Source organism: Flavobacterium sp. (genome assembly GCF_036405015.1).
Taxonomy (GTDB): Bacteria; Bacteroidota; Bacteroidia; order Flavobacteriales; family Flavobacteriaceae; genus Flavobacterium.
In genome coordinates, this window is the sequence record NZ_DASWYK010000073.1 from 1 (window position 1) to 13,129 (window position 13,129).

Sequence of the window (13,129 nt, forward strand, 5' to 3'; positions counted from 1 at the left end):
GATGGAGCCCAAACACCATCGCCGTGACGAACCGTACGATAATGTTCTACAGGAAACTGATTTTGTAATGCATATCCAACCAATTCCCAATTTACAAGATCTTTCGAGTGAAGAATAGGGAGTCCAGGAATACTATTAAAACTAGATGCTGTCATGTAATAACCGTCTTCTCCAGCGCAAACATCGGGATCAGAATAATCGACATGTAAGATTGGGTTTTTATATTTTCCATTTCCCAAATCAGCGTTCCAGCCTTGTGCACCTGCCCCTATATACCAAAATAATCCTAGGGCCAGTAGTAATTGTTTGAATTTCATTGTATTGATTTTTATTATATAATTCGCTTCATTAAAATATCTTCCATGACATTTTAAAGTTCTTTTCTTTCACCAATTAGTGAAACACAGTACATAGAAGTATCCCCAACCACAAGGATACTTCCTGAGTACTGAAACCACTTAACTTAATTAACAAAATTTATGGCAACCATCTTGTATCTCCTACTCTGTTGGTCACAATTGGAGAATTTGAATCTTTGATCATCAGGTTTCCGTTTGCCGGATCTACAAATAGATTTTGAGCACTGATTCCTAATTCCGTTCCTTGTATAGCAGCTGCTCCAAGAAGGTAATTTGTTGTTGTATAATTGTTACCGTACGTTGTAGGTGTATTGGCTGCAATTGCCTGAATCACTTTTCCACAAGCAGATGCCATTAGTACATTTTTAAACATTAAGGTAGAACCTACCGCATTTGGTATATTAATTAATGATCTGTTGTAAGCATAATCATAAATTGTAATATTTTGATACTCTAAATGAATTGGATATGCTGATGTACCATAATCCCATAAGTTTTTAAAGTTTCTATTCTGATCTGTTGTCTGATAATAATCTCTCATGAAAGTACAATTAGAGAAAACCGCTTTTTTCACATTATCAGCTCCAGCTGAACCAAAAGCGAATGTTCCATAAGGGCCTGTGTGTCCTCCAACCTGATCGAATGTACAATAGCTCATATCAAAATTGCCAATTTCCTTGTATTTACCATTTCCTTGATGTCTCCAGAAGCCGCGTTTGAAATAATTAAAAACACAATTGTAGAAAGTAATTTCATCTACTTTCCAGGCTGTTCCACTATTGAAGAAATAACTCGCATCTATAGTTTGATAGAAACGAATGTTTTCGAAAGCTAAAGATGATAAATAAGAACCTTCTGCAATATTCCAGTTTCCGTTCATTTCGATTTGAGGACGTTCTCCCTGAGTTCCACCTGTCAGTTTAAATCCTTTAGAAATAGTGAAAGGCGTAATTTTAAACAATGAGCCCGCTTCTAAGAAATACTCTGTTCCTTCTGGCACTGTCGGATCATCATTATTCGTTCTTAACAAAGCATCCAAATCCATTCCTTTTGTTACAATGATAGTTGCCGCCGATGGTCCTGCAGAACGGAACGAAACCTGATTATAAGGCTTATCATAACGTCTTGGTTTAATATTATCGAAGATGTTAACATTGTATAAGGTATTTTTCTCTAAACCTGTTACAGTTGCCTCACCTCTCATCATTTCTGATGGAGTAAGTTTACGTCCGATAGCAGGAATTTCAGCAGATTGTGCAGGAGCAACAGAGATACTGTCAACTGGATTTTTTGAAGAAACTGCCCAAGTTACTGTAACATCCGTCTCTGTAATATTTACTCTTTCTATTGGTTGTAAAATAGGATCAAATGCAGGACGATCTTCTGTCAATGCACTTGTGTACGCCCATTGTGAGTTGTGCTCTCCATTAACATGATTTGATCTTACCCTGATATAAAATTGTGTCTTATACGGAATATCATCCATCAAAATTTGTGTATCTGTTATGGTATACGATTTATAAAGACTTTTATAATAATTATCTAAGTGTAGTTCTACCGTATAAGATGCCGCATCATTTACTTTGTACCAAACCACCGCAATTGAATTACTTTTTACTAATGGCGCTGTAAGGACAAATTTTGGCTGGAATAAATCATCCACTGGTTTATAACGAAATTCATCATTATCACAGGATTGTAGTACTATTCCAAAAACAATTATTCCGATAAGAAATAAACTGTAAATTAGTTTTTTTGAATTTTTCATACTTGATTCAATTAAAAATTAAAACCATAAAAATTTTGAATGGCTCCTCGATGATCTGTAATCACTTTGGATGGATAAGGACATAAATAACGCAACGGATCTGTTGGAGATACCGATGAAGCATTATTGTAATTTATAAATCCTCTAAAACTCCATTTAATATCGTTTCTTGGCTCATAACTTGCCGTATCGTTATTTAATGAATACCAGTTAACAGCAAAAGGAAAGGCGGTATATCCTGCGGGATTTGCAGTCACAACTTCATCAATTCCTTTTATGTCTAAAATTTTTCTGCTTGAATTGGCTGGATCTGTAACAAGTTTGTAATAAATACTTCCTGGAACCTGATCGATACCTGGTACATAAGCACCGTTTGCTACACGACCCCAATTGTATAGTTTATTGTATTGATTGTAAATTACTTCACTGAATTTATTCCAACGAGCCAAATCGAATTTACGTTTGCTTTCTCCTCCAAACTCCCATTTACGTTCGTCCATAATCGCTTTAAAAAATGAATCAGGCGACATTTTAGACTGTACATAATTGTCTACTTTTTCTCCCCAATCGGCTTGAGCAAAAGCTCTACGACGTACACGTTTTAAACATTCCTTAGCATCTTCGCGAGGACCAAAACGTTCGTTTACTGCTTCTGCATACATTAAAAGCACATCTGCAAAACGCATCCAAGAGAAGTTAACTCCTGTACCTTTTTCGCTAGTACCTCCTAAAGGAGTTGTCATATAAAGTTTAGACCATTTTCCAACTGCCAAACGAGCCAGATCTAGACGAATTTCTTGATTCAAATTTTGATCGTATGAAAACGGCGCACAGGTTACATCTCTTCTTAAATCTTTTTTATCAAATGAAAAAAGATATTCTCCGCATAAACTAAGAGATCCTGAAGCAGAACCATAAGGATGGCTTCCTGCAGTAATCGGAATTCCAGCAAAATAGCCGTACTCCCCTGTAGAATTTTTTAACATTGGAATAGAGAAAATTACATCATCATTAACTGGTGTTTCCCAATTGTTTTGTTTAATCCAAAACTCTCTAAAACCTAATTTTAAATCATGTTGTCTGCCTTGAATTACTTTATCTAAATATTGGATTGCGATATCATAATACTGTTCGTAGTTTTTACCTCTTTCCATATGTCCGATATTAGCAGGATTGTTTTCGTCTGGGCGAAGTGTCCATCCTCCTCTTGTTAAGGCTAATAATCCAATTAGACCTTGATTAAAACTTCTTGAAGCACGTTCTACCCCGAACTCTATTTCACTGGCATTTTTCATTAGAGGTTCAACCGACTTCAAATCATCAATTAAGAATTCAAGAATTTCATTTCTATCCGTCGTTCCCTGAGCAAAATTCTCATCTCCTGTTGAAGATTTAGTGCGAAAAACAACATCTCCCCAAATACGAATCATATCCAGATAAACCATCGCACGAATTGTTTTCACCTCTCCGTACATTTGAGTAATATTAGAAGGCTGTGATTTTGGATCTACCTTATACAAATCTGAACCTTCAATTCCTTCAATTACATCATTGGCTGTATTGATAATTTTATACATGGCATTCCATGTCGAATTTAAAGTCGTCCAATATGGTTTTGGATCATAACAAGCAATATCAGAACCATTTCCGTTTACTGTATTGGTTGAAACACCAGACATTTCTACGTCTGTATTCATGTTAAAAACAAAAGCAAGGCGATTGGTGTATGCATCATCAGCCAACATAAGTGTGTAAACACCCGCAACAGCAGATTGGATGTCTTTCTCTGATTTAAAAACTTCTGCCTGAGTAAAACCTGATCCAGGTTGTACATCTAGATACTCTTCACACGCGGTAAAAAACAGTGTGAAAACTAACAGAAAACTAAATAATATCTTTTTCTTCATCATTACGTGATTTAATATTGTTCAATTAAAATGACAACTGTACTCCAAAAGCGTAATTACGTGTTCTTGGGTAAGAGTTATAATCAATATTTGGTGTTAAACCGGTTTCCAAATTTACATCAGGATCATAGCCTGAATAGTTGGTCCAAACAAATAAGTTGCTTCCTGTAACGTACAATCTTACTCGGCTTAAGCCAATTGCTTTACTTTGCTGTTTTGGGATTGTGTAACCAATGCTCAGCGTGTTTAATCTTAAGAAAGAACCATCTTCCACCGCATAAGACATTGCAATAGGACGACCAATACTTACAGGATTCCACATGGTAGCATTTTCATTCTGTTTTGCAAGCAATTCTGGTGAATAGCGAAGGTCATTCCCCATATCATCATAATTTCTCCAACGGTTTTTCATTCCTACTTCCATACCAAAATTATTTTGATTGTTTTGGTAAAAAGAAGTCATCATAATTTTATTAGCGTTATACACATCAAAACCATACATGAAATTGAAGAATGCAGTCAAATCGAAGTTTTTCCAAACTGCATTTACACCAAATCCACCAGAAAAATCAGGATTTGTGTCTCCAATTACTTTTCTGTCTTTATCGCCAATTACATAGCTGTTTGGATCTGAAGGATCAACAGGAGTTAATTTTTTAAACTTAGCACTTCCAGGAACTGGTTCACCTGAAAGATTTTTTGAATTGGCAACTCCTTCTTTTAATTTCCAAGTTCTAGTCACGGCATCAAAAGATTCAAAATCGTCCATTTTATAGAAACCATCGTTTACAAAACCGTAAATCAAACCTTTTGTTCCACCTACATAAGCACGATAATCATCATCATTTAAGAGTTGAGTTCCTGCCCAGCCTGAACTTAAAATCCATTCTTGTTCTCCACTCGCCAGTTTATCAATTTTATTTTTGTTATAACCGATATTAAAAGTCAAATCAAGCTGAAAATCTTTTTTCCTGATCACACTACCATTAAGAGCAAGTTCAACACCTTTGTTAGAAGTCTGTCCAACGTTCGTCATCATTTTAGTAAAACCTGAAACAGCAGCAATATCAGAAGGCACTAATAAATCTTTTACTTTGTTGTAATAGAAATCAAGAGTTCCTGTTAATCTTTCTTTGAAGAAACCAAAATCAAGACCTGCGTTTGCTGTATAAGTCGTTTCCCATTTTACATTTGGATTGTTAAGATACTGGTTGTTGTAAAAATTGTAGTAGTATTGATTTTGTTCTCCCCAACCTACAGAACGATCTCTCGAAACACCGTAGTATTTTGCATACAAATCGGCTTTTATTCTGTCATTTCCAGAAGCTCCATAACTCAAACGAACTTTTAAGTTTGAAACTGTTTGACTGTCTTTTAAGAAACTTTCGTTAGAAACTCTCCATGCAAAAGCTCCTGCTGGAAAAACTCCCCATCTATTTTCAGGTCCAAACTTTGTAGAACCATCCGTACGAACAGTAAACGTAAACAGGTAACGATCATCATATCCATAATTAGCTCTTCCAAAAAAGGAAGAAATTCTATTTGGAGATTCTGCATTTGATCCATTTTCAAAAGGAGTTCCTAAAGCCAGATTATCTAAAGCTTTTGCACCTGTTATGTCTTCTGGAAAATAACGTGTACGGTAAAATTTAGCCGAAGATTCCTGATCTTTTATCTCCTGTCCGATCATTAATTGGAAATCGTGACGCTCTTTTAATTTAAAACCATAGTTTAAAACGTTATTCAACTGCCAACGTGGCGACTGCGTCATGGACCAATATACAACTGGTAGATTGTTGTTGTCTGTTGCGGTACGTGTATCTATGCCCCAAAAACGTCCATCTTCTTGATACTTATATTCGTAACCAAAAGAAGAACGCAATGTTAATCCTTTTCTAATGGTCCATGTTAATGCTCCTTGAGTATTGAAAATTCTCGTAATACGTTTACGGTAATTTTTTTCTGCTTCTTCAAATGGATTAAATCGAGGTTTTGTCTGATAATCTTCTGGATCAAAGTAAGTATTATCATCTGGTAACGTCATATAATCTTGCAATCCCGCAGTTGGTGCTTCACGTAAAGCTCTAAGTAAACTTACACCGTCTGTTCCCGAACCATCGATAGTTTGATTGGTTAAACGAGTTTGATATTCAAATGTTAGATTGTCAGTTAGTTTTGAGTTCATAATTAAATAAACATAATTCTGACGCATACCTGTTCCCACCAAAGCTCCTGGCTGATCCTGATTTACAAACGTAAATTTGAATTTTGTTTTTTCGCTTCCTCCATTTACATTAATATCTGTATATCTCGCAATCGGGTTACTTCCAAATATTTCATCTTGCCAGTCTATTCCTTTATTTCCTTTATAAATGTATAATTCGCTTGCTTTACCATACATATTATAAAATGCCGTTGGATTTGAACTTCCCTTACGTGCATTTTCATATTGCAACATCACAAACTCATAAGGATCCATTACATCCAAATGATTGGCAAGCGTTTTAATTTGTGTGTAATTATGAATGTTAACCGACACTTTTCCTGCTTTTGGCACTTTAGTCGTAACGATAATTACCCCATTTGCACCTCTGGCACCATAAACGGCTGTCGAAGCAGCATCTTTTAAAACTTCTACAGATTCGATATCTGTTGGCGGAATATCATTTAAGTTAGCCACCTCAAAACCATCTACCAAGATTAATGGCGAATTATCCTCGGTGATAGAACCTCCACCACGAATTCTGATTTTCACATCTGCTCCCGGCGAACCATCGACAGTAGTAACCTGAACTCCCGGAAGTCTTCCTGTCAAAGCTTCAGCAACGTTTGCTGTTGGTACTTTTGCCAGTTCGGTTCCTTTTATACTTGCAATAGCTCCTGTTAAGTTTTTACGTTTTTGCGTACCATAACCAATTACGACTACTTCGTTTAATTCGCTATTCGATTCTTTCATCTGAACCGTAATTCCAGAAGTGCGACCTTTTAATGCTACGGTCTCATCTGTCAAACCAATAAATTTAACGATCAGGACTGCAGTTTGTGGATCATTTACTGCGATACTAAATTTTCCATCAAAATCTGTAACTGTATTGGTGTTTTCATTTTTTACAATAATAGTTGCGCCAGGAATAAACCCCATGTTATCCCTTACTGAACCGGTAACGGTTACGCGTTTCTGAGCATAAGCACCACCTGCTAAAAACAGAATAGTCAAAATGCTCCAGATATATTTTTTTATCTTCATAACTAGAATATTTCTTTAATTATTTTAAAAGCCAGGTATTAAGATTTCTAGACCCAAACAGCAAAAGTTACTACGATGATTGATCAACATAATTGCTTACTTGTGCCTATATGAATTCTTCAAGGCTGCTAATTTTAGATTGTAAGTTTCTGAGTATTTTTAAACAGATTTTTTAAATCTCATTCAAAAAGAAATCGGCATTGGTTACCTTATTGGCTTCAATTGCAAAAGTTCCTTCAATTTGTTTGGTTTTTACGACCTGCATATTCTGATCTAAACATTCAATTTTAATGCGAACGTTATTAGCAGCTTCACCGGTTTGAAACAAAATAAAATCTTCTGCGTAATTAATTCCACCACTGGTTGTTGCCTTACTTCTAGTAACAAACATATCTTCTGTTACATATGTTCCGTCAGAAACTTTATAACCACTACGCTTTACGGCTATAGTAGTCTTAATTGTCGTATAACTTTTATCAGCTGTAATGTCTAGTGATTTCAAGCGAAGTATACCTGTTCTTGTGACAATGTTTAAGGTTAAAGGATCTTTAAAAGGTGAAGCATAAGGCATCGCATCTGAAAGATTTACATGCTGATTTGCCAATGCTGGCTGTGGGACAATCAAATCGTTCAAATTTGTTGGTGACGGAATCATTTGTTCTGGAAAATCTGATGCTACAAACTTATATTTCCCATCATTTAATGAAAAAGGATAAAGAGAACTGTAGTTAGCGAAATATTCTCCATTGTCTTTGTAAACAAAAAGTGGTCTAGTCGAAATTCCAACATTCAGATTCCAGGACACTCCGTTTAATTGAAAATCCAATGATTTTACAGTAGAGCTTTCATATTTAAAATCGTCGTTGGAACAGGAACTTAATATTAAAAGCAATAATCCTGCTCTAAATATTAGATGTTTAATGATTTTCATAACAACTAAATTTAATAATGAAGACTATTGATCTTTTTACACTTTCTATAGCTATCAACTATAAGCTTTGGTTTTGAGAGTTGAATAAATAATTTGGTTTGGTTCATAATTTTGGTTTTAAGGTTAGTTAGTAAAAAAATCAGTTAAGATTGTAAAGCAAAACTAGAGATATCACTCCTTAAAAAGGGGTAAATATTGCTTTTCGAAAAGGGTTAAATCGCTATTTCAGCGGGCAAAATCAGTTATTCACTAACTTTTTCTTACTTTTTTTATTTAATGCAAAAAAAATATCATAAATAAAAACAGATATCGTAAAGCATATTTTTTCTGTCATTTCCCAAGATTGAAATCTTTGAAAATGTTTAGTGAATATAAATCCTGGAGAGGAATACTGAAAACTATACATTATGTCCCCAAGGTTAAAACCTTGGGCTATGTTTAAATAGGATTGTATATAAATGCTGTAGAAAAACATAGCCAATGGTTTCAACCATTGGGACATAAAGAATGTTGTCCAAAGATTGAAACCATTGGCTATTATAAAGGATTTAAATTAACGAAATTGTCGACGATATTCAGCGGGAGTAAAATCGTATTTTGATCTGAAACATTTTCCGAAGTATTTAAGATCATTGAAACCAACTTCAAAACAGATTTCTTTTATCAATAAATCATCGTCTTTTAAAAGTCTTGCTGCTTCGCTTAATCTCATATCACGAATAAAAACAACAGGAGAAGCTCCCGTAATACTTTTGAGTTTATTGAAAAAACTGGCGCGTGACATACACATTAATTTTCCTAATTCATCTACAGAAAAATCAGAATTGGACATGTTTTCTTTTACAAATTCAATAACCTGAAACATAAATTTCTGATCTTTATTCGAAATCTGAAGCGGTTCTTCTTTAGAAATCTCAATTGTGCTACCGCTTGAAAATAATTGCTGTAAACGCGCACGTTGTTCCAACACATTTTTGACTCTTGCTTTTAACAAACTAACATTAAAAGGTTTGGTTACATAATCGTCTGCTCCATATTCCAATCCTTCCAATTTACTTTCAATTGATGATTTTGCACTAAGCAAAATGACAGGAATATGACTAGTTGATAAATTATCGCGAATCAATTTCAACATTTCAATCCCATCTTTTTCAGGCATCATAATATCACTGATAATAAAATCGGGAAATATTTCTTCTGTTTTTATATAACCATCGTCTCCATTTTCAGCTGTATAAATTGTATAATCGGTTTCTAAGATAGAAACAATAAAATCACGCAATTCTGGATCATCTTCTACCACAAGTCCGATTGGATGCTCTCGACGTAATTCTTCTGGTATAATTATTTCGTGTTCCAATTCAAATTCCTGATTAATTTCATCAGAAAAATGTTCTTCTGTTTCTTCCAATAAAATATCGACATCGCCTTTAAAATGTTGATAACCTTTTAAAAACACAATCTGAAAACTACTTCCTTTTCCCTGAGTACTGTCTACCAAAACTTCTGCTCCGTGTTTATCTGCAATATCTTTTATGATAGAAAGTCCCAGACCAGTACTAGGATTGGATGGATTTTCGTTATAATTTGAAAAACGAACAAACAATCTTTTTTGAAGTGTTGGACTAATTCCTGGCCCGTTATCATTCACCGTTAAAAACACATGTTTTTCTGATTCTTCGACCTTTACTTCAATCGAATCTCCTTTGCTACAATATTTAAAAGCATTAGAAAGCAAATTGATCAAAATTTTATCAAGACTGTCCGGATCTGCCCAAATTCTCGGGTTGGATGAATCGATATCAACTTTAAGATTTATATTGCTCTGTGTGCTCATTTCTCCAAAATCTTCACACATTTGAGAAACAAATTCCCCTAGATTCATTTCGCGAATGGCTAGCTTTTTATCCTGAATTCTTCTTAAATCTAAAATCTGATTGACCAAATTCAATAATTTATTACTGCTTTTTTCTATAATTCGAAGCTGGCCTTTTGTAGAATCTTTTAAATCATCATCTGATAGCATTACTTCCAAAGGAGCTGTAATCATAGTAAGCGGTGTACGAATTTCATGCGAAATATCTGTGAAGAATTTTAGCTTTAAATCACTCATTTGTTTCTCTAGCTTTACATCGCTACGTAATTTCAAAATAGTAAGAATGGCTCTATTGACAACAAAAAACAAACCACAAGCCAATACCAAATAACAGAAATAAGCAAAATTAGTTCCCCAGATAGAAGGGCGAATCGTAATTTTTATTCGTCTTTCGTTATCCATCCATAAATTATGTCCATTGGTTGAAGAAACCAAAAGTGTGTAACTTCCTCTTCCTAAATTGGTATAATTAATAGATTGTCCACCTTTTATATAATTCCATTGTTTATCAATTCCTTCTAGTTTGTAACGATATACAATATTTTCACTTTTTAAATAATCCAAAGCAGAAATCTGTACTCTGAAAAAATTCTGATTGTGTTCGAGCGTCACTTCTTGCAACAAATCAGCATTTTTAGGAGCTTCCGGATTTATTTCGTGCAGTTCTTTATTATTTACTAAAAATCCAGAAATGGCTAAATAAGGTTTAAAATGAAATGGTTTTATATTTTCTGGTTTGAAATAAATAACGCCATCTGAATATCCTATAGCAATTTCACCATTTAAAAGCTCACATTTTGTTGCCTCCGAAAATATCTCCGTTCCAATGATTGATTTTAATTCAGGAAAGGTTTCAGCACTATTGTTTTTTGGGTCAAAACGTACAATTTGATTATCGCTCATCAGCCAGATTTTTCCGGCTTTATCTTCTTGAACTGCTACCACTCCTTCAACAGGAAACGAAACCATTTCATTCCAAATCGATTTAACATTCAATTGCCCTTTTTTATCTAAATCAGCCAAAATCAGTCCCATACCATTGGTTGCCAATGCCATCTGATTGTCGTGCGTTATGAGAATATCCAAAATGTCATTTCCTGAAACCTGCGAATATTCATTAAACTTGATTTTATTCGTGGCTTTAGTTTCTTCTGAAAATGAAAACAATTTATATGACGAAATAAAAAATATTTTGTGGTCTTTATTTTCTACAATCGAGCGTACTTTATCTGCCGTTTTTATCGGATAGTTTTTTAATTCATTTTTAAAATTGACAAATTGAAATCCGTTGTTTGATTCGCGAACGATATTTACACCGCCTCCCCATGTTGCAATGTAAATCTGTCCGTTTGTTGCTTGATAAATTTTAAAAATATCATCAGAGTTAATACTATAAATGCTCTTTTCGTCATTTTGATAATGAGTAACTTTGTATCTAAAAGGCTGATCAGTTGGCAATAAACAGAATAAACCGTTTCCTCTCGTTCCTACCCAAATTCTACCTTTATTATCCTGAAGCATGCTATAAATATCGGCTCCCCAACCAGGACCTGATGCAGATAATGTTCCGTCTGAAGCCAGAAATCCGATCTTATTTTTATGAGCATCAAATAAAGCAATTTTCTCTTTACGACTCCCTACCCAAAGATTTCCTTTACTGTCTCTCATCAAACTTCGTACATTGTGCTTATGAGAATTGCCAGACGAATCTAAATTTAAAGTCGAAAAATTACTATTACTAAACGTCACCAAATCTAATCCTTGTTTAAAAGAGCAAAACCAAAGATTTCCTAACCTATCAAACATTGCGGTATGCATCAAATCTGAAATGGATTCTTTTGATTCTCTTATACATCTAACTATAGAAGACAATTTGTTGCTTTTTTCATCCCAATACGAAAACGGAGCATTACTAGACTGAATCCAAACCGTACCGTTTGGCGAAGTAAGCAGGAAACTTTTTCTTTCTCCCCCAGCAGCTCCAGAATCACTATAATCAACGGGCATGCGTGTTATCTTTTTAGTTTGCAAATCAAACTGAAACACACCTTCACCTGGAGCTTCAAACCAAAATTGTCTGGAACGTGTTGAACCTAAATAATTGATTTTCTTGTTTGGAAATCCTGCTAAACTTTTATTATTATACGCATCTAATCTGCCCGTTTTTAAATCATAGAAATAAAAAACCTGACCTCCTGTTACGATTAACATTTTACTATCTGCAACAAGCTCTTTATAAATGATATCTTCCTTAATGTCAATTATAAAATCAAAAAAAGTACTTGCTTTTTTATTGTATCGTACAAGTTCCCCTTTGTTGCCTCCAAATATTATATCTTCTTTTGTTTCTAAAAATGAATTAAACAAATTAGGTTTTCCGTTAAAAAAGAAATATTGAGGTTCTGCACCAGATTTATCTAATCTACAAATACCTGCCTCGGTAAAAAACCAAGTTATTCCATGTTTATCTTCAAAAATGTCACGGATTTTTCCACAACGCTTTGCAGGATCGAAAGCAATTTTTCTAACTTTTTTATTGGCTTCAAAAGCAATTAGATAATTTTTTTCTTCGGGAAAAAGCCAAACTCTTCCTGAAGGCATTACTTTAAAATCTACAAATGCAATATTGACTGCTTTTAAAGGTCCTTCTTCAATTGGATAATGAAAACTTAACTGACGGGTATCGAAATAATAAATATCATTTTTTTCGGACTGAATCCAAATTCGATCACTATTATCAAACTTAAATTTAAAGACACGATTGGAGATTAAATCCAGAGAGCCATTTTGTTTGACTCTGAATTTTTGAAAAGTACTTCCATCGTAACGGATCAGTCCATTAAAGGTAGACAACCAGATAAATCCCTTTTTGTCTTGCTGAATATCCAAAATACGCGATTGTCTTAACTTCAAATCGTTTGCAAAATGAGTCAGTGTCCCAGAAGGTTGAGCAGTACATAAAATAGTAATCCAATAAAAAAAGAATACGAGTAGATTTCTTTTCATTTAAAACTTTATAAAATTAAGCAAATCACAAAAAT

General features: G+C 34.3%; 6 protein-coding genes. All 6 read right to left on the bottom strand.

Annotation, left to right across the window (positions count from 1 at the left end):
- Nucleotides 1–317, bottom strand: a 317-nt coding sequence (locus VGE71_RS06055) for a family 43 glycosylhydrolase (RefSeq protein ID WP_331137511.1), incomplete at its 3' end; no start/stop codon positions are given.
- Nucleotides 318–477: 160 nt separating this feature from the next.
- The gene (locus tag VGE71_RS06060) at nt 478–2,127 is read right to left on the bottom strand and encodes a DUF5123 domain-containing protein (RefSeq protein WP_331137512.1); all 1,650 of its coding nucleotides are present in this window, start codon (nt 2,125–2,127) and stop codon (nt 478–480) included.
- A gap of 11 nt (nt 2,128–2,138) precedes the next feature.
- Nucleotides 2,139–4,034, bottom strand: a complete 1,896-nt coding sequence (locus VGE71_RS06065) for a RagB/SusD family nutrient uptake outer membrane protein (protein WP_331137513.1) — start codon at nt 4,032–4,034, stop codon at nt 2,139–2,141.
- Between the two features lie 25 nt (nt 4,035–4,059).
- The gene (locus VGE71_RS06070) at nt 4,060–7,281 is read right to left on the bottom strand and encodes a TonB-dependent receptor (RefSeq protein WP_331137514.1); all 3,222 of its coding nucleotides are present in this window, start codon (nt 7,279–7,281) and stop codon (nt 4,060–4,062) included.
- A 172-nt stretch (nt 7,282–7,453) separates the two neighbouring features.
- Complete coding sequence (locus tag VGE71_RS06075) at nt 7,454–8,212, bottom strand: hypothetical protein (protein ID WP_331137515.1); 759 nt, start codon at nt 8,210–8,212, stop codon at nt 7,454–7,456.
- Between the two features lie 553 nt (nt 8,213–8,765).
- A complete protein-coding gene (locus VGE71_RS06080; protein ID WP_331137516.1) occupies nt 8,766–13,094 on the bottom strand; it encodes an ATP-binding protein in 4,329 nt (1,442 codons plus the stop codon).
- Nucleotides 13,095–13,129 lie beyond the last annotated feature (35 nt).

What these genes read in the sequence shown, in the direction of transcription:
- VGE71_RS06060 (WP_331137512.1), bottom strand. Translation starts at nt 2,127, where the DNA reads ATGAAAAATTCAAAAAAACTAATTTACAGTTTATTTCTTATCGGAATA.
- VGE71_RS06065 (WP_331137513.1), bottom strand. Translation starts at nt 4,034, where the DNA reads ATGAAGAAAAAGATATTATTTAGTTTTCTGTTAGTTTTCACACTGTTT.
- VGE71_RS06070 (WP_331137514.1), bottom strand. Translation starts at nt 7,281, where the DNA reads ATGAAGATAAAAAAATATATCTGGAGCATTTTGACTATTCTGTTTTTA.
- VGE71_RS06075 (WP_331137515.1), bottom strand. Translation starts at nt 8,212, where the DNA reads ATGAAAATCATTAAACATCTAATATTTAGAGCAGGATTATTGCTTTTA.
- VGE71_RS06080 (WP_331137516.1), bottom strand. Translation starts at nt 13,094, where the DNA reads ATGAAAAGAAATCTACTCGTATTCTTTTTTTATTGGATTACTATTTTA.